Here is a 22637-nt window from a genome sequence, read left to right as displayed (position 1 = left end):
CCCGATCGGAGATCGGGGCGCTTGTCCGTGTGGGTCCCGGGGGGAGTGGGACCACCACACGTTGGGGGGGACTTGAACCGTACCTCGCGGGAGGGGTCATGTTCGAACCTTCGCCCGGCCAGTCTCCGCCGAACGGTGCGAAAACTGCGCTCAGCGGCTCGTCCGGCGTCTGTACAACGTGGTCGCCAGCGTCACCGAGAACAGGAGCAGACCGGAACACCAGGCGAGAGCGATCCAGCCGTTGTTCCCCAGCGGGGTCCCGATCAGGAAGCCGCGCACGGTCTCGATCACCGGCGTGATCGGTTGGTGCTCGCTGATCGGCCGCAACCACGACGGCATCGTCTCGGGCGGCACGAACGCACTGCTCAGGTACGGCAGGAACAGCATGAAGAAGCTCAGCGTGCTGGCCGACTCCACCGATTTCGCGATCACGCCGAGACCCGCGGCGAGCCAGGAGAGTGCGAGGACGTAGAGCGACAGCAGCCCGATCGCGGCCAGCCAGTCCGCCGGGCCGGCGGACGGCCGGAATCCCATCGCCAGCGAGGCGAGGACCACGATCGCCGTTGACACCGCGTTACGCGCGACACTCGCGGTGACATGCCCGGTCAGCACGGCGAAGCTGCGGATCGGCAGCGAGCGCAGCCGATCGATCATCCCGCTGGTCATGTCGTCCGCGACCGCCATCGCCGTGTTCGAGGCGCCGTACCCGGTGGTGAGCAGCAGGATCCCCGGAACGACGTAGTTGATGTACTGCGTCCCGGTGTCGATCGCGCCGCCGAAGACGTAGACGAACAGCGCCATCATCAGCATCGGCAGCAGGATCGACACGAACAGCGTGTCCACGTTCCGCCGCATCAGCCGGACGGACCGGTCGATCATCGTCACCGCGTCGGACAGCGCGGCGCCAACCCCTTGATGTGACATCTGGTCAACTCTCCCTCAGGCGGTCAGTGTCAGGAACACGTCGTCGAGCGTCGGCCGGTGTGACGACACCCGCTCGGGTTGCACCCCGTTGTCCCGGAGCAGGTCGAGCACGTAGTGCAGGTGGGCCGCCGTACCGTCCGACGGCAGGCTCAGTACCAACTGGTCCGCGACCACACCGCCTTCGGGCTCACCACGCAGTACGCCGGTGGCCTTCAGCAAGTCCACCTCGTCGGTGAAGTGGAGTTCGATGCGCTCACCGCCGACTTGGGCCTTCAGCGCGTCCGCCGTGCCACTGGCGACGATCCGTCCGTTGTCGAGCAGGACGATCCGGCCGGCGAGCCGATCCGCCTCCTCGAGGTACTGCGTGGTCAACACGATCGTGGTGCCGTCGCGGACGAGTTCACCGATCGCCTCCCACATCGTCGAGCGGCTGGCCGGGTCGAGCCCGGTGGTCGGCTCGTCCAGGAAGATCACCCGAGGCTGCGCGATCAGGCTCATCGCCAGGTCGAGCCGCCGCCGCATGCCACCCGAGTACGTCTTCACCCGGCGATCCATCGCGTCGGTCAGCCCGAACCGCTCGAGCAGTTCGCCGGTACGGCGGCGCGCGGCCGGCCGGCCGAGATGCATCAGCCGTCCGACCATGACCAGGTTCTCCCGGCCGGTCTGGTTCTCGTCGACCGCGGCGTACTGCCCGGTCAGGCTGATCACCCCGCGAACCATGGCCGGCTCACGCAGTACGTCGTACCCCGCGATGGTCGCCTGCCCGGCGTCCGGCCGGGTCAGCGTGGTCAGGATCCGCACGGTCGTGGTCTTGCCGGCGCCGTTCGGGCCGAGCAAGGCGAGCACGGATCCCTCGCCGACCCGCAGGTCGACTCCGGCGAGCACCTCGGTCGCCCCGAACGATTTCCGCAGGCCGGTCGCCTCGACGATCATCGTCCCCTCCTTATTGCGTATTGGATACGCTAAATAGCGTAGCAGGTACGCTATATCCCGGCGCAACCCCTAGACTGACGGCGTGGAGATGAGCGAGCTGCCGGCCGACGTGGCGGTGATGTGGCGGTTGCGGGACAGCAGCCGACGCGGGCCGAAGCCGTCATTGACCCTCGAGGACATCACCCGGGCGGCGATCGAGCTCGCCGACGCCGAAGGGCTGGGCGCGGTCTCGATGGCGCGGGTGGCCGAGCGGCTGGGCAACTCGACGATGGCGCTCTACCGGCATGTGAAGAGCAAGGACGAGCTGCTCGTCCTGATGTCCGACGCCGCGCTCGAACGCCCGGAACCGCTGCCTGATGGCGTCGACTGGCGGACCGGGCTCACGTTCTGGGCGGAGGGGGTGCTGTCGGCGATCCGCAACCACCCCTGGTACTCGAAGTTGCCGATCTCCGGCCCGCCCGCCGGTCCGAACAATCTCGCCTGGTTCGACGCGGCCCTCGGCGCGCTCAAGGACACCGGCCTGCCCGAGGAGGCCAAGGTCGGTGTCGTGATGGGACTGATCACCTACGTCCAGGGTGAGATCCGGATGTCACTCGACCTGGCCGCGGGGTTCGCCGACAACCCGGGCGTCTTCAACCAGTACGGCGCGATCCTCGCTCGCGTAGTCGACCGCGGCCAGTTGCCGGCGCTGGCCCGGGTCCTCGACGCCGGTGTCTTCGACACCGTCAGCGACTTCGACCAGACGAGCGACGAGGACTTCGACTTCGGTCTCCAGCTCTATCTCGACGGCGTGGCCGCCTTCATCGACCGCGTCTCTCAGGCGAGCTGAACGACCGCATCGGCTTTCGGCGCGGTTGCGGCGATGAGTTGGGCGTTGCGCTCGTCGGTGCCGTACGTGCGTTCGCGGGCTTCCTCGGGGGAGCGGCCGTAGTGACGGTGGCGGGCTTCGAGTCGGGCGTGCCGGAGTTGCTCGGGCACCTCGACGTACCAGCACTGGTCGAGCAACGTTCGGATGATTGCCCACGGCATCTGGTCGAGGAGCAGATAGTTGCCCTCGGTCACGACCAGCGTGACGTCCGGCGCGACTCCGATGCTTGCGGCGATCGAATCCTCCAGTGAGCGGTCGAATCGCGGCGCCCAGATCTGCTCGTCCGGTGTCTCCTTCAACCTTCTGAGCAAGGCAACGAACCCGTACCCGTCGAACGTGTGCGGTGCTCCCTTGACGTCGGCCAGCCCGAGCTCGTCCAGTACGGACTGCGCCAGGTGGTAGCCGTCCATCGGCACCAGTGCGACCCGGTGCCCGTCAGCGACCAGCTTGGCGGTCAGTTGCTCGGCGTACGTCGATTTGCCGGCCGCTGGCGCCCCGGTGATGCCCAGGAGCGCCCGGCGGCCCCGAGTCGCGAGCTCGACGGCACGGTCGTACGCGGTGTCGGGGTCCAGTGTCAGCACCCGTCGATCCTAGGTCGCCCGGCACTCACTCTTCCGGTGGAGGTGGCTCCTCAGCGCCCTCGCGCTCGTCTCGCTCGGCCCACTCGAGGAGGGTGTCGAGGGTGTAGACGTTGTCGTCGATGGTCTCGTGCAGGTCGCCGAGCTCGGCGAAACGGGCCGGCACCGTCTGAATGGTGAACTCCTTCGGATCCACGTCGTCGATCTCGTCCCACCGGATCGGTGTCGACACCGTTCCTTCGGGATTCCCGCGCACCGAGTAGGCGCTGGCGATCGTGTGGTCGCGCGCGTTCTGGTTGTAGTCGACGAACAGCTTCTTCGGGTCGCGATCCTTCCGCCACCACGTGGTCGTCACGTCGTCCGGGGCCCGCCGCTCGACCTCACGCGCGAACGCCAGGGCGGCCCGCCGTACGTCGGAGAACCCGTACTCCGGTTTGACCCGCACGTAGATGTGGATCCCTTTACCGCCTGACGTCTTCGGATACCCCACAGCCCCGAGCTCGTCGAGGACCTCGTGTACGACGTGCGCCACGCGGCGTACCCGATCGAACGGGCACTCCGGCATCGGATCCAGGTCGATCCGCCACTCGTCCGGCTTCTCGGTGTCGGCCCGACGGGAGTTCCACGGATGGAACTCGACCGTCGACATCTGCACGGCCCACGCCACATGCGCGACCTCGGTGACGCACAGCTCGTCCGCCGTACGGTTGTAGCGCGGGAACTTCACCCGCACCGTCTCCATCCACGGCGGCGCCCCGTGCGGCAACCGCTTCTGGTGCACCTTCTCGCCGGACACGCCGTCGGGGAACCGGTGCAGCATGCACGGCCGCTCGCGCAGCGCCCGCACGATACCGTCGCCGACGGACAGGTAGTACTTGACCAGATCCAGCTTGGTCTCGCCGCGCGCAGGGAAGTACACCCGGTCCGGATTGGAGATCCGCACGGTGCGCCCGCCCACGTCCAGCTCGATCGCCGGAGTCTTCGCCTTCCCCGCCTTGGACTCAGCCATGCCCTCAACCTAACCGCCGACGGGGACAACCGGCAGCAACTAGGCCAGACGGGTCAGCCAGCCGCGCTGGTCGGGGCTGCGACCGTATTGAAGATCCAGGAGGGTCGACCGGATGGACTTGGTGACTGGCCCGACGCCGTAGTCGACCGAGTGGTCTCCGATCGTCAGGTCGCCGTCGGGCCACGCGAGCCGGCCGATCGGAGTGATGACGGCGGCCGTTCCGGACGCGAACACCTCGGTGATCTCGCCGTTGCGGACTCCGTCCTTCCACTCGTCGGCAGAGACCCGGCGCTCCTCGACCTTGTGGCCGAGGTCGGCAGCGAGCTCGATGACCGACGCTCGGGTGACGCCTTCGAGGATCGATCCGGACAGTTCGGGCGTGACGATGCGTCCGTCGGCGTACACGAAGAACATGTTCATGCTGCCGATCTCCTCGAGCCACTTGTGCTCGACCGCATCGACGAAGGCCACCTGCTCACAGTTGTTGGCGACCGCTTCGGCCAGACCGGCGAGGCTGGCCGCGTAGTTGCCGCCGCACTTGGCCGCACCGGTGCCGCCAGGCGTCGCTCGGATGGTCGAGGTCGTCAGCCAGATCGACACAGGCTTGGGGCCGGTGTCGAAGTACGGGCCGGCAGGTGAGGCGATGACGCCGAACAGCACCTCACGGGCCGGCCGCACGCTCAACGCCGCCTCGGTCGCGATCATGTACGGCCGCAAGTAGAGGCTGGTCTCGCCGCTGTCCGCAGCAGGGACCCACGGCTCGTCGACCGTCACCAGCGCCCGCAGCGCCGCTACGAACGCGTCCTCAGGCACCTGCGGCAGTGCAAGCCGTGCAGCGCTCGCTGTGAACCGTGCGGCGTTGCGATCGGGCCGGAACGCCCACACCGAGCCGTCGGCGTGCCGGTACGCCTTGAGCCCTTCGAAGATCTCCTGCGAGTAGTGCAGGACGGCGGCGGCCGGGCTCACCTTGAGCGGTGCGTATGCAGTCACCTTCTGGTCGTGCCAGCCGCGGTCGGCCGTCCAGTTGGCCACGACCATGTGGTCAGTGAACGCCTGCCCGAACGCCGGATTGGCGAGCACAGCCTCCCGCGCCTGTGCAGTGGCCGGATCACTACGCAGCTCAACGGCAAAGTCCCACGCGTCTGTCACTGTCATCTCACTACTCACCCCCGGCACGTTACCCCCGCCCCTTCCCTGACCACGACCCACTGCCCACACTGCGGTTGTCCTGGTACGGCGTACGCCTCAGCAGCTCCTGCAGTGTCACCGCCATCCCAGGCTCTCTGGCGCGTACGGCGCTCAGCACTCGAGCGGCATCGTCGTACAGGTAATAGGTGTGCCACTCGTCCGGCAGCTCGACCAGCACGCGCAGAGCCAGGGCAACAGCTGCAGCGACCTCTCCGTCTACCGCCAGACACTCCGCGAGTGCCATCTGCAGTCTGGCCCGCTCACCGAGCCAGTCCTCCGGACAGAGCTCGAGCGCCCGAGCTAACAGGACGCACCCGGCCGCGCCGTACCCAAGCCTCGCGCACACACGTCCCTCGGCGCTGTGTCTCTCGTACGGCGCCCAATCGATCGGCGGACCGTACGACGTACTTGCCGTCGGCAACCGGTCGGTGACGCCGATCAACTGCTGCAGTGACCGATGAGCCTCCTCGTGCCGCCCGAGCTCGGCCAGCGCCATCGCCAGGGCCGTGTGTGCCTGCGCCGCGCACCCACCACCGCTCGCGAGCTCCACTGCATCCCGGGCCGTCTCCAGCAGCTGCGTTGGAGGCCGCCTCTCGGCCAGGGCGCTGATCACCTCCTGTGCACGCACCGAACTCCGCACCGACGATTCAGCCGAGCTGTCCGCGGCAGCCCGAGCCGCCTGCCACCAACGCCGCGCTGCACTCGCTTGCCCAAGGGCAGTCAATGTCTGCGCGGTGAGGGCACTCAGCTGCGCGACCTCAACTGCAGAGTCGATCGAGGCCCGCGACTGCAGCACCCGCAGGTCCGTGATCAGCTCCGGAAGCAGCCGACCCGGCGGAACGCTCCGGAAGTCTCCGAGCACAGCACTCGCATCCGTCCGCCCGAACGCCCCCACAACCCCGCGCCACGCCACCTCCAACGCCTCCGCCGGCAAGACATCCTCCAACAGCTCACCTGCCCCTGGACCAAGTGGTGGCACGCCCTCAGACGGACCAACCGGCGTGGACCGGCGTCTCTGGAAGCTGCTGACCAACTCGTTGCCGGTCCCGAGCTCACGGTCGCAGAGTCGCGCCAGCTCGGCAGACCCCGGTCGCTGACCCCGCTCGACCTGCGACAAGTAACTGTGGTCGTAGCCGACCCGCGTAGCCAGCTGCCGCAGACTCAAGCCGACCGCCTGCCTGCACTCCCTCAACTGCGCGCCGAACGCTAACGCTGTCTCAGCCACAGGATCACCCCCGTTCGCGCTACGAGCCCTCCGGCCCGCTCCGTGGTGCGTGCAAGTGACAGTACAAGCCCTCGCCGACAAAACCGCCCCAGAAGCCCTGTAGGTAAAGGCATGTGGGCTGTGGGCTGTTCACACAGCCCACAGCCCACACCTGTTGTGAACACTGGTACTGGGCGAGCCTGCAGATGTGAACACGACGCAGCGGCAGCCCCGCCTCTTCCGGCTGGTGCGTCACACCCACGTGTCCGGTGTACGTGGCACAGGCACACTCGCCGAAGGCGTCGAGTGGTCCGACGGCACCGTCACCCTCCGCTGGCGAGGCCCCTGGCCCCACACCTCCACCTGGGACGACGTCCACGCACTACAGGCCAGGTACGGCGCAGACGGCCGCACGCAACTCCACTGGTTTCGCAGCACGTCTGTGAGCACCAGCCCGGCGCCCAGCGCCACGATGCCAGCACGAGAAATGCAGGTGAACCCGCTGTGGCTGCCGGCGCCTGGACCCGACGGCCTCTGCTCACGCTGCGGCCGATCCTGGCCATGCTTCACCTGCGTCCCCTAGCACGTCAGAACCACGCCGCGGCCGACCCTGGTCGTGCTTCGACTGCATCCCTTAGCACGTCAGGAGCGGCCGCGCGTGGTGTCTTGTGTGTCGTTGCAACAAGCTGCAACCGGGTTGCGGCGGAGCGTGTTCAAACGATAGAAACTTCCCTGACTTCGCCGGTGCACTCGGGGCGCGCCGGATTCCGCCCAGCTTTGGAGTGTCGATGCGCCGCGCCCGCATGCTGCTGACGTCTGCCCTCGTCCTGTCCTTGCCGGTGTTCGCAGCAGTTCCCGCCGCTGCTCTGACCCCGCCGAGTCAGGCTGCGCCGCTTGCCAACTCTCAGGTCCAGGAGACCGACGGAGTGCCGGCCGCGCCGAGTGCCGTGCAGACCTTCCCGGTTATCGGAGGCGTGGGAGTCGCATGGGCCGCACCTACCGAGGCTGGCGGGACGGTTGAGAGTTACGTGGTCCAGGCGCAAAGGTCCAACGGTGTCTGGGCCAACGCCTCCAAGGCGTTGCCCGCCAGTACGACGAGTTGGGTCGACTCGCGTGTGAAGCCGGGTGCGAGCGCGACATACCGCGTCATCGCAGTCAACTCGACAGGAGAGAGTCTCCCAAGCACGACCGCGGTGGGTACCAGACCCGGAACCGATCCCGCCGTCGGCAACACCGATGTACTGACGGTCGACGCAGACCCTGGCGGTGCATCTACCTGGTTGGCAGACGAGATCGCCGCTCCGGTGGCACAGTCGTCCACTGTCAGTTCCCGGACGTTGTCCGCAGGAACAGTTCACATCACGCTGCCGAAGTTCTTCTCCGGTCCTGGTGCGGTAGTCATCGGCGGCACCGCAGGCACCTTTGTTCTTCGTCAGAAAGACGCTGAATGCAGCCTTGACGGAACCCTGGACATCGAGGAAGTCGCGTACACCGCGGATCTGCAGGTGGCGACCTTCAGTGCGGCGTACTCCGGATCGTGCACCGGCGCAGCATCTGTCTACGGTGAGATCAGGATCAACAGCACCCAAGCGTTCGCCGCTGTGACCGTGGACAAGCCACACGTGGATCTGGGCAAGGTCATGCTGGGCACTCAGGTCCCCTCCGCCCACGCCACGCTTCGGAACGTAGGCACCAAGGATCTCGTACTCTCCGTGCAACCCCTGAGCGGCGGGTTCGGCTGGCAGTTGGGTAGCAATCGGTGCGGCATTGTCGCTCCTGGACAGACCTGCACCATCAGCATGGATCTGACTCCCAGCAACGCGACCGAGTATGCAGCAGTGGTTGATGTTCTCGACGGGACCTCGAGAGGAGAGCGCCACATCCGCTTCAGCGCGAGTGTCTACACGGCGCCGCAAGTCCACGACGTCAAGGCCGATGCAACGTACTTCGGCGTCGACCTGAGCTGGCGTCCGGGTTCCTGGGGCAACGCCGAACCAGTCGGGTACGTCGTCCAGCGTTCGATCGACGGGATCGCCACCCGATTCACGCTGCCGCCCGACCAGACCCACTGGACCGAGCCATATCCGGCCGGCCTGCAGAACGCGACCTATCGGGTTTCGGCTGTCAACGAGTTCCTGGAGGGTTCGGCGAGCACCGCCGTGTCGCCGATCCGTGGTCGAGAGCAGCTCACGGCCCTGATCGGTGACGCCCCCGGTGAACCCGCCTCTCTGGGCTCGACAGCGCTTCCCCTCGGGCGGCAGATCGTGCCGTCGGAGAAACCGTTGATCAGCACGCACTCGGACCTGGCGAGTTCACCGAACGGCGTGGACCTGGCCTATGTTCGGGCAGACGGTGACCAGAACCGCCTCTGGATCCGCCGGGGAACCGACGGCACGGCGACAGATACCGCGCTTGTGACGGCTCCCGGTCTCGCTCATCCGGCGTGGTCTCCGGACGGTACGCGGATCGCCTACAGCACCAACGGGCCTGATTCGACCAGATGCGTCGACGTGGTGACGATCGCCGGCGGGTCAGTGGTGCGGGTCGGCTGCGGAATCGACACCCCCATCTGGCATACAGACAGCAACACGCTGATCGTTCAGGACAAGAACCTGGAGGGTGCTCCTCTGATCCGGATCGAAGCGAGCGAGAACGGAGCACGGATCGGCACACTTGCAGGGTCCCATGGTGTCACTCGACCAGTGGTGTCTCCCTACGGCGACTTCATTGCATTCATCCCCGAGTCGAACAGGCAACAAGTCGGCTTCCTGCCGATCGATGGCGGCACGCAAACGCTCACTGACATCCCCTCTCCGTCCGGAGTTGTCTCGGCCGTCTCGTGGAACACCTCGGGCAACCGGGTAGCTGTGGTGATCGAGGGCGAAGGCGGTGAGCAAATTATGGTGCTTGACGCCCGCGCCGCACTCGGAGATGGAAACTCGGTGGAGTGGAACTACGCGTACCTGCCGACAAGTCAGCATTTCAGCGCGCTCATCTGGCAAGGCCGAAGCGTTGTCATCGCGCCCACCCCGAGCAGCTTCGGGACCTCTGTTTCCATCCCGTTCGACACGTCATCGCTTCCATCAGGCGGAATCGTGCAGTGCTATCTCGATGGTGAGTACTACGGCCAATGCACGTCACCGTTCACCGCGTCCGGACTTTCCAGCGGCACCCATAGCCTGCGAGTGGAAGCAGTCTGGCCAGCGTTCCCTTCGGAGGACAGCTACGGAACCATAGCCACCCGGACATTTACCGTCGGCTGACCCCGACCTGCCTGCGAAAACCTGCTGATCACAGTGGTCAGCGGGTGGCTTTGGCTAGGAGGTATTGGGCTGGGAGGGCTACTTCGCCGGTGGGGGTGGTCCAGTTTTGGGTGATTTGGGTGAGCATTTGGGTGCGTACGGCGGGGAGGCGGCCGGACTGGTCCAGGAGGGGGAGGGTGGCGACGCCTAGGGGGTGGGTGGCGATTCGGGTGGACCAGTAGTCCTCGGGGGAGGGGGTGGAGATGGTCAGTTCCTTGGTGTCGGTTGTCAGGTGGAAGCCGTGGGGCTCCAGCAGGCTGGTGAGGACGTTGGGGTCGTGCCAGTCGACGCGGCCGTCGGCGATGCCGCGGCCGGTCACCTCCCGGACCGCTTTGAAGAGGATGCCGATCAGTTCGTCGAGTACGCCGGGCAGCCAGGCCGTGAACAGGATCCGTCCGTTCGGGGCGGTCACGCGGGCCAGTTCGGCGATCGCGGCCTGCGGGTCTGGGGCGAAGATGACGGCGAAGTTGGAGAGCACTACGTCGGCCGAACCGTCCTGCAGCGGGATGGAGGCGGCGGTGCCGTCGATGACGGTGAGGTCGCGGGCGCCGGCGACTTCCTGGATTACCTCGCGGAGCCGGGCGGCGGGCTCGACCGCGGTGACGCGGGCGCCTAGGTCGGCCGCGAGGAGGGCGACGTTGCCGGTGCCCGCGCCGATGTCGACGACGTGTTCTCCCGGCTGGATGCGCGCCGCCTCGACGAGTTCGCGGGCCGCCGGCAGTAGATCCGCGGCGGTCGATTCGTAACGGCCCTGGCCCCAGTCGATCTCACTCATGGCCCAACCGTATGCGGCGTCGAGACCTCCGCAACCGCGGCACGTCGGGCTGGGGACCCGGACGTGGAGAGCCGGCCGCGGGAATTACCCTTCCCGGGTTCCGCCCCGGCGCTGGTATGAAGGAGGCATGACAGCGTCGACGACCCGACCGGTGATCCTCACCGTGGACGACGACCCGGGCGTTTCCCGGTCGATCGCCCGCGACCTGCGCCGCCGGTACGGCGAGGAGCACCGCATCGTCCGGGCCGAGATCCCGGGGCAGGCGCTGGACGCCCTGCGCGAGCTGAAGCTGCGCGGCGAGCCGGTCGCCCTGCTGCTGGCCGACTATCGGATGCCCCAGATGTCCGGTATCGAGTTCCTCGAGGCCGCGATGGACCTGTTCCCGCTGGCCCGTCGTGTACTGCTGACGGCGTACGCCGACACCGACGCGGCGATCCAGGCCATCAACGTGGTCGATCTCGACCACTACCTGCTGAAACCGTGGAACCCGCCGGAGGAGAAGCTCTACCCGGTGGTCGACGCGATGCTCGAGCTGTGGAAGTCGACCCCGGAGCCGTCGACCGACGAGACCCGGGTGATCGGTCACCGCTGGTCGGCGCCGTCGTTCGCGGCCCGTGACTTCCTCGCCCGCAACGCGGTCCCGTACCGCTGGCTCGGCGTCGACGAGGACGAGGCCAAGCGGCTACTCGAAGCGGCCGGTGTCGACGGCACCCGCCTCCCCGTGGTGATCACCCCCGATGGCACGGTGATGGTGGCGCCCAGTGAGGCCGAGCTTGCCGACAAGGTCGGTCTGACCACGTCGCCGGCCCAGGAGTTCTACGACCTGGTCGTGGTAGGCGGAGGTCCGGCGGGTCTCGGTGCCGCCGTGTACGGCGCCAGCGAGGGACTGCGGACCGTCCTGGTCGAGCAGTTGGCGACCGGCGGCCAGGCCGGCCAGTCGAGCCGGATCGAGAACTACCTCGGCTTCCCGGACGGGGTGTCCGGCGCTCAGCTGACCGATCGGGCCCGGCGGCAGGCGGTCCGGTTCGGTGCCGAATTGCTGACCGCGCGTCAGGTCGTCGGTCTGGAGACGCTCGGTTCGGCCCGTCGGCTGCGGTTCTCCGACGGCAGCGAGATCTCGTCACACTCGGTGATCCTGGCAACCGGTGTCTCCTACCGGACGCTGGATGCGCCTGGAGTGGTCGACCTGTGCGGTCGCGGGATCTACTACGGGTCGGCGACGACCGAGGGGCCGAGCTGCGCCGGCCAGGAGGTCTACATCATCGGCGGGGCCAACTCCGCCGGCCAGGCCGCGGTGTATTTCTCGAACCACGCGAAACGCGTGCATATGCTGGTCAGAGGACCATCGTTGACAGCGACGATGTCGACGTACCTGATCGACCAGATCGAGGCCATCGACAACATCGAGGTCCACACCTGTACCGAAGTGGTCGACTGCAAGGGGTCGGACCATCTCGAACGGGCGACCCTGCGGAACAACGCGACCGGCGAGACCCGCGAGGTGAGCACGGAGTGGATGTTCGTGTTCATCGGCGCGGCGCCGCGGACGGACTGGCTACCGGCTGATCTGCTCCGCGACGAGCGCGGGTTCGTGCTCACCGGGCCTGACCTGCGCGGCAAGCCGCCGGGCTGGACGCTCGATCGGGAGCCGTACCACCTGGAGACGAGCATGCCGGGCGTGTTCGCCGCCGGCGACGTACGGGCCGAGTCGGTGAAGCGGGTCGCCTCCGCGGTCGGCGACGGAGCGATGGCCGTGACACTGGTGCACCGATACCTGGAGATGCTCTGATGACTGACCAGACCGAGCAGGCGCGACGGCTGACTCCGGACGAGCTGCGCACGCTCTTCCTGTTCGAGAGCCTGAATGACGAGCAACTGCAGTGGCTGTCCGAGGCCGGGTACGTCGAGACGGTGCAGGACGGGGTCGTCTTCAGCGAGGGCGATCCGGCCACCTGCTGCTACATCCTGCTGTCCGGTGAGCTCCGGCTCTGCAAGCTGTCGCACGGCGAAGAGGTGGAGATCAACCGGACCAGCCAGCGCGGCGTGTACGCCGGCGCCTTCAACGCCTTCTTCGGCGCCGACGACCGGAAGGCCTACACCGCGACGCTGCGGGTGACCAAGCCGTCGGAGTTCTTCGTGATCAGCGCCGCCACCATGGCGCAGATGATGAACACCTGGTTCCCGATGGCGGTGCACCTGATCGAAGGCTTCATCATGGGCATGCGCCGGACCAACGAGACGATGGGGGAGCGGGAGCGACTTCTCGCCCTCGGGTCGCTGTCGGCCGGGCTGACCCATGAGCTCAACAACCCGGCCGCCGCGGCGGTGCGGGCCGCGGCGACGCTGCGGCAGCGCGTCGCCGGAATGCGGGCCAAACTCGCGATGCTCGCCGACGGCACCTTGGACGCGACCAAGCTGCACCAGATCGTTGAACTGCAGGAGGCGGCAGTCGAGCGGCTGGAGAAGTCCAAGGCGAAAGAGCTGACGCCGATGGAGCTCTCCGACGCCGAGGACTCGCTGACCGACTGGCTCGACGACCACGACGTGCAGGCGAGCTGGGACGTCGCGCCGGTGCTGGCCGCGGCCGGTCTGGACGTGCCGTGGATGGAGGAGGTGCTGACCGCCGTCGGCCCGAAGTACCTCGAGGGCGCGGTCCGCTGGCTGATGTACACGATCGACACCGAGTCGCTGATGAACGAGATCGACGACTCCGTCACCCGGATCTCGACCCTCGTCGGCGCCGCGAAACAGTACTCCCAGATCGACAGGGCGCCGTACCAGATCGTCGATCTGCGCGAACTGCTGAAGTCGACGCTGGTGATGATGTCGGGCAAGCTGCAAGGGCTCGAGGTGGTGAAGGACTTCGATCCGGACCTGCCGCCGATCCCGGCGTACGCCGCCGAGCTCAACCAGGTGTGGACCAACATCATCGACAACGCGGTCAGCGCGATGGGTGGATCCGGCACGCTGACGATCCGGACCAAGAAGGACGGCGCCTACGCCGTCGTCGAGATCGGCGACACCGGACCGGGAATCCCACCGGAGGTCCGCCGCCGCATCTTCGAGCCGTTCTTCACCACCAAGCCGATCGGCGAAGGCACCGGCCTGGGCCTCGACATCTCCTGGCGCATCGTGGTCAAGAAACACCACGGCGACCTCCGGGTCGAATCGCAGCCCGGCGACACCCGCTTCAAGATCGTCCTTCCCCTGGAGGCCGACGAAGAACTGGAGTCCGGCGCCGACCTGCTCGCCTAGGTGCGGTCCATCGGTCAGCGGAGCGCGGTGCCTTGGGTGTGGGTCTGGAGGGTCAGGTCGTCGCGGGTGGGGAGGGATTCCCAGTCGCCGGTGGCGGTGACACAGAAGGCGCCGGAGGTGGTGGCGCGGTCGAGGCGGTGTTCGGGCGTGAGGTTGTCGAGGGTGGCGGAGAGGTAGCCGGAGACGAAGGCGTCGCCGGCGCCGATGCTGTCGACGACAGTGACGGGGAGGGCGGGGCGGTGGATGGTGCCGTCCGCGGTGTGTGACCAGGCGCCCTTGCCACCCGCGGTGACGACGACTTCGGTGATGCCCTTCTCGAGCAGGTCGCGGACCGGTTCGGGCGCGTCGGTGAGGATGTCGAGTTCGTCGTCGGAGGCGAAGACCGTGTGGACGTGGGGGAGTAGCTCGCGCAGGGCAGTCGCCTCCGAGCGTGACCAGAGGCGGGCTCGGTAGTTGACGTCGAGGGATACGCGTACGTCGGACTCCGCGGCTGCACGTACGACGTCCAGGATCGCGGCGCGGGTGGTGTCGGAGAGGGCCGGGGTGATGCCAGTGACGTGGAGGAGGCGTGGTGCTGACTCCGTCAGGGCTGTGATGCATTCCGCGCTGGTCAGGGTCGAGCCGGCCGATCCACGCCGGTGGTAGCTGACGCGGGTGATGTCGTGGGACGGCTGGTCGAACGCGATGAACCCGGTGAACGACTCGTCCGAGAACCTCAGCCAGGTGGTGTCGACACCCTCGGCTCGCAGCGTGCGCTGGATCAGCCGGCCCGGCTCGTCGTTGCCGACGGCACCTAGCCAGGCCGCCTGGTGGCCGAGGCGGGACACGCCGATGGCGACGTTGCTCTCCGAGCCGGCGATGGACAGGTGGGCGTCACCGCCCAGCCGCATCGCGCGGGCGGTCCGCAACGAAACCATCGTCTCGCCGATGGTGAGGAGATCGGTCATCGCTCTACTCCGTGAGAACCGCTGGATGGGTAGGCCGGCGGCGGTGGTCATGGGTGGGGGCTGTTGACGGCGGCCAGGAAGGTTTTGGCTCGGGTGGTGAGGGCGGAAAGGGAGCCGCCGGTGGCGGCGTCGCCCAGCAGAGGAGACGCTACCCCGACTGCCAGGGCGCCGGCCGCCAGGTACTCCGGGGCCGTCTCGGCGTCGACGCCGCCAACGGCGATGAGTGGGGCGTGGGGCAGCGGGGCGCGGAGTTCGCGTAGGTAGCCGGGGCCGTAGACCTTGGCCGGGAAGATCTTGACCGCGGTGGCGCCGAGGTCGAGGGCCGCGACCACTTCGGTCGGGGTGAGTGCCCCGCAGAGGAGTGGGAGGCCGAGTTCGACACTGCGGTGGGCGCCGCGGGTGATCGCGGGAGTGACGGCGAATCCTGCGCCGGCGGCGGCGACTTCGTCGGCCTGCGCAGCGGTGACGACCGTGCCCGCGCCGATCAGGATGGACGGGTCGTACTCCGAGCGGGCGTTGGCGATCGCGTCGACACCGCCGGGCGTGGTGAGCGAGACCTCGAGGGCGGTGATACCCGCGTCGACGAGGGTGCGGACGCACTCCAGGGCGCGGTCCGGGCCGTCGGTGCGGATGATGGCGAGCACTTTGCAGCGGCGGAGTTCGGCAAGCAGATCCATGGGTTCCTCCTTGGGGCCACGCTAGTGGATCGATGCAGACATAGGACGTCCCATGTGTTGGGTTTCGGACAGCGCGCGAGTGGATAAGTTACGAGATGGACACTCCGCCCGGTTGTTCACTTTCCGTTGGGAGGCATCCGCCCATGCCCAGTCGTCTTCCGCTCCTGCTCTCGTTCGCGCTGCTGATACCCACGGTGGCCGCCAATCAGCCGGCCGCCGAAACCGATGGCGAGCTCCAGACGGCGGCGGTCACCCAGACCGTGCTCTTCAACAAGGGAGATGCCGGATACGGGTGCTACCGGATTCCGGCCATCGTGCGGACCAAGGCCGGGACCTTGCTTGCCTTCGCGGAGGCTCGGCGGGCCTGGTGTGCGGACTCGCAGGAGATCGATCTGGTGATGCGGCGGTCCGAGGACGACGGGCGGACCTGGTCGCCGACCCAGATCGTGCTCTCGGGAACCGACAGTGATCCGAATGCGGTCGCGACGCGGGGGAACCCGGCGCCGATCGTCGACTACGAGACCGGGCGGATCGTGTTGCTCAGCACGATGGATCCCGGGACGACGAGCCGGCCGCGGACGCCGTACGTGCAGGTCAGTGACGATGACGGGAGGACCTGGAGTACGGCGAGGAACATCGGTGACCAGATCGACGACCCGGCCTGGGGCTGGTACGCGACCGGCCCGGTGCACGGCATCCAGTTGACCCGTGGCGCGCACGCCGGCCGGTTGGTGGCCGGGACCAACTACGACAACGGCAGCGGCCGCGCCGCCGGGCAGTTGGTGTACAGCGACGACCACGGCGTGACGTGGCACAAGGGTGCGACCGACCTGCGGTCCGACGGCGCCGTACCGCAGGAGATCAGCGTCGTCGAGAAGGTTGACGGCGGCATCTATGCCATTGCCCGCAACAACGCCGGCAGCGCCGGGGACAGCCGGATGTTTGCGGTCAGCAACGACGGTGGTGAGACGTACGCGGCGCCGTACGCGACGATCGCCGGGCTGACCACGCCGGTGGTGCAGAGTTCGCTGCAGCGCCTTCGGGCGGTGGATCGCGGCGACAGGTACAACCGCATCCTGTTCGCCGCGCCGGCCGATCCGGAACGCCGCCGGTACATGACGATCCGGTCCAGCTTCGACGAAGGCAGGACCTGGCAATCCGTTGCCGAAGGCACCCGGATCACCAGCGACTGGTCCGGGTACTCGGACATGGCGATCCTGGACACCGGCGAGATCGGCCTGCTGTACGAAGGCGGCACCGTCGACGCCCGGGACCAGATCCGCTTCGTGCGGTTCACCGAGACCGACATCGGTCATCCGGATGCTCCGCTCGGTCCGACCACGCCGGACGTCTCCGGGCTCGGCAACGACAGCTACCTGCGCGGCGGCACAACCGTGGTCACCGGCAGGTTCGGGCAGGCGCGCGACCTCGACGGCGTCGACGACGCGATCCAGTTGCCGTTCGCGGAGTCGCTCGCCCTCGGCAGCGGGGACTTCACCGCGATGGCGTGGATCAGGTACGGCGCGAGTACGGCCGGCCAGGCGATCTTCTGGGGGTACGGCATCAACGAGTTCTCGCAGTTCTGGCTACGAGCCGAACCCGCGAGCAGCCGCATCCGCGGCCTCATCACGACCAACGGCAACACCGCCTCGGTCGCCACCACCAGGGCGTACAACGACAACGCGTGGCATCACGTCGCTCTGCAGCGCAAGGCCGGAACGCTGTCGATCTGGGTCGACGGCACACAGGCGGCCAGCGTCGCCGCGCCGGCCGGGTCGATCAGTCCGGCGCGGCCGTTCAAGCTGTATGTCGGCCAGCGGCTCGACGGTGCGCACCACTTCGACGGTTCGATGGACGAGGTCCGGATCTACAAGCGGGCGCTGACCGCGACAGAGATCAACAGCATCCGTACGACGAACAGCACCACCGTGCCGAACGTCGTACTCGATCTGCCACTCGGCTGACGGTCCCTGCTACATCCAGGTGATCTCTCTCGACCGGAACCAGGTCCAACCGCGGTGGCGCCAGACAGGGGACTGGCGGCCCAGGCGGGTGGCGTATTCGGGCCAGTCGGTGGAGGTCCCGCGGGTCCAGGCCTTCTCGGCGGCTCCAGGCAGGCGGGGGAGGAGCATGAACTCGAGTTCGTCGGAGTTCGCGATCGTCTCGCACCAGACCGCTGCTTCGACACCGGCGAGTTGCTGCTCCGACGCCACGCCGGGGATGCTCCCGACCGGGTCGCACTCGACGCCGGACCGGATCGACGCCGGCGGGTAGAACGGCAGTCCGACGCGTTGCCGCAGTTCCTCCTGATCGGGATCCGACGACGCATCGGCGTGGGGCCGATCGAAGTACAGCCAGGTGGTCGGCGAGACGAGCAGCCGCGAACCCCGGGCGAGGGCACTCGGGACGTCGTACTTCGCCTTCTTCATGCCCTCGGCCAGGATCGGCACCAGTTCGGCCGGAAGCATCGAGCTCATCGTGTCCCCGTCCGGCGGGGTGTCGGCGACATCCATCCAGTACTGCACGACGTCGTCGGGGGTGATGTCGGCGCGGGCGATCTCCTGCCAGCCGACCACCCGCTTCCCCCGCTCCCGAACCAGCGAGGCGGCCCGTTCGACGAACGCGGCGTGGGCTTCGTCGGACATGCCGAACGCCTCGTCGCCGCCGATGTGCACGTACGCGCTCTGCGGGAACTGGGTGACAACGGCGTCGAGGACGTCCTCGACGAACGCCCACGTCTCGGCGCGATCGGGATCGAGCGTGCTGAGCTGGATACTCGCCCCGTTGCCGAGATCGATCGAGCGGATCTCCGCCGGCGCCAGGTCGGGGTAGGCGCGGAAGACCGCCGAGGTATGGCCGGGCATGTCGATCTCGGGCACCACCGTGACGAACCGCTCGGCCGCGTACGCGACGAGTTCTGCCAGCTCGGCCTGGGTGTAGTAGCCGCCCGGACGGTCGCCGATCGCGCCGCTCGCGCCGACCTCGGTGAGCGCCGGCCGCGACGGCACCTCGAGTCGCCACCCCTGGTCGTCGGTGAGGTGGAGGTGCAGCACGTTGAGCTTGTACAGCGAGCACATGTCGATGACCCGTCGTACGACGTCCGGACCATGGAAGGTGCGGACGACGTCGAGCGACAGGCCGCGCCACGCGAACCGCGGGCCGTCGATGATGCGGCCGGCCGGCAACACGGCGGTGCCGTCCTGGGCGTGGGCCGAGATGAGCTGCCGGAGCGAGGTGAGCCCGCGGTGCACCGCCTCCGCGGTCCGGCCCCAGACGCGTACGCCGTCGCCGCTGATCTCGAGCCCGTATCGTTCGTCGGCGGTCACCTGACCGTCGGCTCGAAGCCCTGCGGCGGGTGCGACGTCGTCGAGGCCGTCTCCGTCGATGAGGACCGTGATACCGGCCGATCCGGCCGAGAGCGCGATGCCCGCGTCGAGCTGGACATCGGCGGCGAAGCGGGCGGCGAGATCGGCGAGCTCCGCCGACCGTACGACGATTCCGAGAGCATCCCCGACGAGCAGAGTCCCGTCGTGAGCGGTCGCGGTCGCGGGTGCGGGGATCACCGGAAGGTTCATCAGGCTCCAGTCGGGCGGGTGGAGGGCCGGCACCGGCAGGTCAGATTCTTTCCGGATTCGGCGACTCGCCGTGTGCTAGTGACTTCGCGTTCATCGTGAGGCACTCTCATTCTGTCGGAAAGTGCTTACTTGGACAACTAAGGAGACAATTGTGCGCAGAGCTCGCCGCCCACGCGCTGTCGCCACCGCCCTCGCCGCGGCCCTGACCGCCGGCCTCACCCCCGCGGCCCTGGCCCCGGCCGCCGAGGCCGTTACCTCAGCGGTACCGGTGCAACTGGTCTCGATCACCGATTTTCACGGCTACCTGCGCCCGCCGTCACCCGCGGACGGCGGCACCATCGCCGGCCCGGACGGCAAACCCCAGGTCGTCGGCGGAGCGGCGTACCTGGCCACGCACCTGAAGGCCATCCGGGCCGGGAAGCAGAACTCGATCTTCTTCGCCGACGGCGACAGCTTCGCCGGCTGGCCGTTCGAGGTGGACGTCCATGCGGACGAACCGACCATCGAGGTCATGAACGCGCTCGGCGTCGAGTTCTCCAGCGTCGGCAACCACGAACTGGACGTGTCGCGAAGCTTCCTGGTCGACCACATGGCGCACGGCAGGTGCTTCGGCACGGTCGGCGTCGACAGCTGCTTCACCGACTCCACCGGACGCCGCTTCCGCGGCGCCGACTTCGACTTCCAGTCGGCCAACATCGTCGACGACAAAGGCCGGACGATCGTGGCGCCGTACACGATCCGCTGGGTCCAGGACCACGGTCGCGCCTACCCGGTCGGTTTCATCGGCCTGACCGTCCCGGACACCCCGCTCGGGTCCACGTCGTTCCAGCCCGAGCTGAAGGCACTCGACCCGGTCGAGTCGGCGAACAAGGCCGCGGCCGAGTTGACCAGGCGCGGCGTGAAGGCGATCGTGCTCAACCTGCACGACGGTGGGACCGACGCGTCGGCGACGTACGACAACTGTGTCAACCCGAGCGGACCCGCGATCGACCTGGCTCGCAAGGTGACGCCGCAGATCGACGCGATCGTGACCGGTCACTGGCACGCGGCGTTCAACTGCAGCATCCCGGACCCGGCCGGCAACCCGCGCCCGGTCGTCGAGGCGGCGAACCACGGCCGCCTGATCAACGAGATCAACCTCCAGCTCGACCGGCGAACCGGTGAGGTACTGCGCGACAAGACGACGTCCACCAACCACGCGGTCACTCGCGACGTCGCGCCCGACCCCGAGATCCAGCGCATCGTCGACTACTGGACCGCGGCCGGCAACCGCAAGTACGCCGAGCCGGTGGCGACGATCACGGGCGACTTCACCCGTACGGCGAACGCCGCCGGCGAGAGCACGATGGCCGACCTGGCGGCCGACGTACATCTGTGGACGGCCCGGCAGAACGGACCTGCGGACCTCGGCCTGGTCGCCGCCAAGCCGGCCACCGGGTCGACCGCCCTGCGCGGCGATCTTCTCGTTGCCAATAGCAACAAGCCGGGCGATGCGGACGGCCGGGTGACGCTGGGGGAGTCGTGGGATGCGTACGGATACGGCAACCCGGTCCTGACCGTGAGCCTCACGGGTGCACAGCTGGACGCCGTACTCGAGCAGCAGTGGAAGACGCAGGCCGACGGGTCGGTGAAGTTCGCGCCGCTGGCGGTGTCCGGGAACGTCAGGTATGCGTACGACGCCGCCCGGCCCGTCGGTGACCGGGTCGACCCGGCCGACGTGAAGATCGACGGCGTCGCGCTCGACCCGGCGAAGACCTACCGGGTCGCGGCGCTGGCTTACACCGTGATCGGTGCGGACGGATACCCGGCCTTCAAGAGCTACACCGACCCGGTCCGGAACAACACCGACCACGAAACCTTCGCCAGCTACCTCCGGACCCACAAGACCCTGACCCCGGCACCACTAACCCGAGTAACGCAGAAGTAGCGCGGACGCCCCGAGCTGAGCGCCTGGCGTGGTCCCGGTTCAGATCACCGGGACCACGCGTGGGGTCTCACCTGGCGCGGTGTTGTTCGGCGAGGTCTTTGAGGTAGAGGGCGCTGGCTTTCGGAGTGCGGGTCTGGGTTTCGTAGTCGACTCGGACGATGCCGAAGCGTTTGGCGTAGCCGTAGGCCCATTCGAAGTTGTCCATCAGGGACCAGGCGAGGTACCCGCGGATGTCGGCGCCCCGGCGGATGGCGTCGGCGACGGCGGCCAGGTGGGACGTGAAGTACGCGACCCGATCGGTGTCGTCGACGAACCCGGTCGGGTCCGGGTGGTCGTCGAAGGCGGAGCCGTTCTCGGTGATGACCATCGGCAGGCCCGGGTAGTCCCGGGCGATGCTGAGCAGTAGGTCGGTGAAGCCCTCGGGAACGATCTCCCAGTCCATCGCGGTACGGGGCTTGTCCAGTGGGATGGTGCGGCTGATCGGCCGGCCGTCGTCGTCGACGGTGCGGCCGTCCTCGGCATACCCGGTGAACTTCTGGCTGAAGTAGTAGTTCACGCCGAGGACGTCGATCGGTGCCGAGATCACGGCGAGATCGCCTTCCTGGACCGGGAGTTCGATCCCCTCGGACTCGAGGTCGGCGACCACGTCGGCGGGGTAGCGGCCATGGACGAGCGGGTCGAGGTAGATGCGCCGGCCCATCCCGTCGGCGCGCCGGGCCGCGTCCAGGTCAGGCTGGGCGTCCGAAGCCGGGTACGCCGTTGCCACGTTCAAGGTGATCCCGATGTCGAGTGTGCGGGGTGCCGCTTCGCGCATCCGGACCGTGGCGAGACCGTGCCCGAGCAGCAGGTGGTGGACCGCCGCGATCGCCGCCGGGTACTCACGCCGGCCCGGAGCCTGCGCGCCGTACGCGTACCCGAGCATGGCCGAGCACCACGGCTCGTTCAGCGTGGTCCAGGTGTCGACGCGGTCGCTCAGCGCCTCGAAGACCAGCATCGAGTAGTCCGCGAACCGGTACGCCGTGTCGCGCACCGGCCAGCCGCCCGCGTCCTCCAGCTCCTGCGGCAGGTCCCAGTGGTACAACGTCACCCAAGGATCGATGCCCTGGGCAAGCAGCTCGTCGACGAGCCGGTCGTAGAACGCGATCCCGGCCGGGTTCACCGGACCCTTGCCACCCGGCTGCACCCGCGGCCAGGCGACCGAGAACCGGTACGTGTCCAGGCCCAGGTCCTTGATCAGGGCAACGTCGGCCGGCATCCGGCGGTAGTGGTCGCAGGCAACGTCACCGGTGTCGCCGTGGGCGATCGCACCAGGCACCCGGCAGTAGGTGTCCCAGATCGACGGCGTCCGGCCGTCCACGTCGACCGCGCCCTCGATCTGGTACGCCGACGTTGCGACACCCCACCGGAATCCGGCCGGAAGCCCCGCGATCAGTTCGGCGTCCCCCGAGACAGAAGTTGTGCTCATCGGTTGAGAA

The 22637-nt window shown here is 68.0% G+C and carries 18 protein-coding genes and 1 pseudogene; 6 read left to right on the top strand and 13 right to left on the bottom strand.

What is annotated here, in order from left to right; genetic code table 11:
* Nucleotides 1–150: 150 nt before the first annotated feature.
* Together ACYVOK_RS26815 and ACYVOK_RS26810 are read right to left on the bottom strand one after the other, a co-directional pair.
* On the bottom strand, nucleotides 151–924 hold the full coding sequence (locus ACYVOK_RS26815) for an ABC transporter permease (RefSeq protein WP_460665315.1): 774 nt from the start codon (nucleotides 922–924) through the stop codon (nucleotides 151–153).
* Between the two features lie 15 nt (nucleotides 925–939).
* Nucleotides 940–1857 (bottom strand): ATP-binding cassette domain-containing protein, encoded by a 918-nt coding sequence (locus ACYVOK_RS26810; RefSeq protein ID WP_460665314.1) that lies wholly within the window; start codon nucleotides 1855–1857, stop codon nucleotides 940–942.
* Nucleotides 1858–1945: 88 nt separating this feature from the next.
* Between ACYVOK_RS26810 and ACYVOK_RS26805 the strand changes: the two genes are divergently transcribed.
* Entirely contained in the window at nucleotides 1946–2686 is a 741-nt protein-coding gene (locus ACYVOK_RS26805) for a TetR/AcrR family transcriptional regulator (RefSeq protein WP_460665742.1), read from the top strand.
* On the opposite strand, the gene ACYVOK_RS26800 is transcribed toward ACYVOK_RS26805, so the two are convergent.
* The 6 genes and pseudogenes from ACYVOK_RS26800 to ACYVOK_RS26775 form a co-directional block, all read right to left on the bottom strand.
* Nucleotides 2674–3306, bottom strand: a complete 633-nt coding sequence (locus ACYVOK_RS26800; RefSeq protein ID WP_460665313.1) for a nucleoside/nucleotide kinase family protein — start codon at nucleotides 3304–3306, stop codon at nucleotides 2674–2676. The two genes, ACYVOK_RS26805 and ACYVOK_RS26800, sit on opposite strands and share 13 nt — an antisense overlap.
* Nucleotides 3307–3331: 25 nt before the next feature.
* On the bottom strand, nucleotides 3332–4312 hold the full coding sequence (gene ligD / locus ACYVOK_RS26795; protein WP_460665312.1) for a non-homologous end-joining DNA ligase: 981 nt from the start codon (nucleotides 4310–4312) through the stop codon (nucleotides 3332–3334).
* Nucleotides 4313–4351: 39 nt separating this feature from the next.
* Entirely contained in the window at nucleotides 4352–5467 is a 1116-nt protein-coding gene (locus tag ACYVOK_RS26790) for a branched-chain amino acid aminotransferase (protein WP_460665311.1), read from the bottom strand.
* Between the two features lie 22 nt (nucleotides 5468–5489).
* Nucleotides 5490–6128 carry a hypothetical protein gene (locus ACYVOK_RS26785; protein ID WP_460665751.1) on the bottom strand — a complete coding sequence of 213 codons (639 nt, stop codon included), beginning with the start codon at nucleotides 6126–6128 and terminating at the stop codon, nucleotides 5490–5492.
* A gap of 414 nt (nucleotides 6129–6542) precedes the next feature.
* Nucleotides 6543–6725: pseudogene (locus ACYVOK_RS26780) on the bottom strand (helix-turn-helix domain-containing protein); the annotation flags it as partial.
* Nucleotides 6726–7728: 1003 nt separating this feature from the next.
* Nucleotides 7729–7854 carry a hypothetical protein gene (locus ACYVOK_RS26775; protein WP_460665310.1) on the bottom strand — a complete coding sequence of 42 codons (126 nt, stop codon included), beginning with the start codon at nucleotides 7852–7854 and terminating at the stop codon, nucleotides 7729–7731.
* 43 nt (nucleotides 7855–7897) lie between these two features.
* Between ACYVOK_RS26775 and ACYVOK_RS26770 the strand changes: the two genes are divergently transcribed.
* Nucleotides 7898–9967 (top strand): Ig-like domain-containing protein, encoded by a 2070-nt coding sequence (locus tag ACYVOK_RS26770; RefSeq protein WP_460665309.1) that lies wholly within the window; start codon nucleotides 7898–7900, stop codon nucleotides 9965–9967.
* Between the two features lie 37 nt (nucleotides 9968–10004).
* Here ACYVOK_RS26770 and ACYVOK_RS26765 read toward each other — a convergent pair whose 3' ends face one another.
* Nucleotides 10005–10781 (bottom strand): class I SAM-dependent methyltransferase, encoded by a 777-nt coding sequence (locus tag ACYVOK_RS26765; RefSeq protein WP_460665308.1) that lies wholly within the window; start codon nucleotides 10779–10781, stop codon nucleotides 10005–10007.
* Nucleotides 10782–10908: 127 nt separating this feature from the next.
* Between ACYVOK_RS26765 and ACYVOK_RS26760 the strand changes: the two genes are divergently transcribed.
* Nucleotides 10909–12570 carry an FAD-dependent oxidoreductase gene (locus ACYVOK_RS26760; protein WP_460665307.1) on the top strand — a complete coding sequence of 554 codons (1662 nt, stop codon included), beginning with the start codon at nucleotides 10909–10911 and terminating at the stop codon, nucleotides 12568–12570.
* A complete protein-coding gene (locus ACYVOK_RS26755; protein WP_460665306.1) occupies nucleotides 12570–14036 on the top strand; it encodes an ATP-binding protein in 1467 nt (488 codons plus the stop codon). Before ACYVOK_RS26760 ends, ACYVOK_RS26755 begins: the two co-directional genes overlap by 1 nt.
* Before the next feature lie 14 nt (nucleotides 14037–14050).
* Here the strand turns inward: ACYVOK_RS26755 and ACYVOK_RS26750 are convergent, their stop codons facing one another.
* On the bottom strand, nucleotides 14051–14983 hold the full coding sequence (locus ACYVOK_RS26750; RefSeq protein WP_460665305.1) for a sugar kinase: 933 nt from the start codon (nucleotides 14981–14983) through the stop codon (nucleotides 14051–14053).
* Between the two features lie 47 nt (nucleotides 14984–15030).
* Nucleotides 15031–15660, bottom strand: a complete 630-nt coding sequence (locus ACYVOK_RS26745) for a bifunctional 4-hydroxy-2-oxoglutarate aldolase/2-dehydro-3-deoxy-phosphogluconate aldolase (RefSeq protein WP_460665304.1) — start codon at nucleotides 15658–15660, stop codon at nucleotides 15031–15033.
* A gap of 143 nt (nucleotides 15661–15803) precedes the next feature.
* Between ACYVOK_RS26745 and ACYVOK_RS26740 the strand changes: the two genes are divergently transcribed.
* Entirely contained in the window at nucleotides 15804–17624 is a 1821-nt protein-coding gene (locus tag ACYVOK_RS26740) for an exo-alpha-sialidase (protein ID WP_460665303.1), read from the top strand.
* 9 nt (nucleotides 17625–17633) lie between these two features.
* Here the strand turns inward: ACYVOK_RS26740 and ACYVOK_RS26735 are convergent, their stop codons facing one another.
* The gene (locus ACYVOK_RS26735; protein WP_460665302.1) at nucleotides 17634–19235 is read right to left on the bottom strand and encodes a beta-N-acetylhexosaminidase; all 1602 of its coding nucleotides are present in this window, start codon (nucleotides 19233–19235) and stop codon (nucleotides 17634–17636) included.
* A gap of 151 nt (nucleotides 19236–19386) precedes the next feature.
* Between ACYVOK_RS26735 and ACYVOK_RS26730 the strand changes: the two genes are divergently transcribed.
* Entirely contained in the window at nucleotides 19387–21162 is a 1776-nt protein-coding gene (locus ACYVOK_RS26730; protein ID WP_460665301.1) for a bifunctional metallophosphatase/5'-nucleotidase, read from the top strand.
* A 67-nt stretch (nucleotides 21163–21229) separates the two neighbouring features.
* On the opposite strand, the gene ACYVOK_RS26725 is transcribed toward ACYVOK_RS26730, so the two are convergent.
* Entirely contained in the window at nucleotides 21230–22627 is a 1398-nt protein-coding gene (locus ACYVOK_RS26725) for a GH1 family beta-glucosidase (protein ID WP_460665300.1), read from the bottom strand.
* Nucleotides 22628–22637 lie beyond the last annotated feature (10 nt).

Source organism: Kribbella swartbergensis (assembly GCF_054784135.1).
This window is presented reverse-complemented; position numbering and strand designations above follow the sequence as displayed.

Coding starts and splice junctions, on each gene's coding strand:
- ACYVOK_RS26735 (WP_460665302.1), bottom strand. CDS start 19,235: ATGAACCTTCCGGTGATCCCCGCACCCGCGACCGCGACCGCTCACGAC.
- ACYVOK_RS26755 (WP_460665306.1), top strand. CDS start 12,570: ATGACTGACCAGACCGAGCAGGCGCGACGGCTGACTCCGGACGAGCTG.
- ACYVOK_RS26810 (WP_460665314.1), bottom strand. CDS start 1,857: ATGATCGTCGAGGCGACCGGCCTGCGGAAATCGTTCGGGGCGACCGAG.
- ACYVOK_RS26745 (WP_460665304.1), bottom strand. CDS start 15,660: ATGGATCTGCTTGCCGAACTCCGCCGCTGCAAAGTGCTCGCCATCATC.
- ACYVOK_RS26790 (WP_460665311.1), bottom strand. CDS start 5,467: ATGACAGTGACAGACGCGTGGGACTTTGCCGTTGAGCTGCGTAGTGAT.
- ACYVOK_RS26740 (WP_460665303.1), top strand. CDS start 15,804: ATGCCCAGTCGTCTTCCGCTCCTGCTCTCGTTCGCGCTGCTGATACCC.
- ACYVOK_RS26775 (WP_460665310.1), bottom strand. CDS start 7,854: ATGACGCGGTATGTCGCGCTCGCACCCGGCTTCACACGCGAGTCGACC.
- ACYVOK_RS26765 (WP_460665308.1), bottom strand. CDS start 10,781: ATGAGTGAGATCGACTGGGGCCAGGGCCGTTACGAATCGACCGCCGCG.
- ACYVOK_RS26805 (WP_460665742.1), top strand. CDS start 1,946: ATGAGCGAGCTGCCGGCCGACGTGGCGGTGATGTGGCGGTTGCGGGAC.
- ligD (WP_460665312.1), bottom strand. CDS start 4,312: ATGGCTGAGTCCAAGGCGGGGAAGGCGAAGACTCCGGCGATCGAGCTG.
- ACYVOK_RS26760 (WP_460665307.1), top strand. CDS start 10,909: ATGACAGCGTCGACGACCCGACCGGTGATCCTCACCGTGGACGACGAC.
- ACYVOK_RS26725 (WP_460665300.1), bottom strand. CDS start 22,627: ATGAGCACAACTTCTGTCTCGGGGGACGCCGAACTGATCGCGGGGCTT.
- ACYVOK_RS26750 (WP_460665305.1), bottom strand. CDS start 14,983: ATGACCGATCTCCTCACCATCGGCGAGACGATGGTTTCGTTGCGGACC.
- ACYVOK_RS26815 (WP_460665315.1), bottom strand. CDS start 924: ATGTCACATCAAGGGGTTGGCGCCGCGCTGTCCGACGCGGTGACGATG.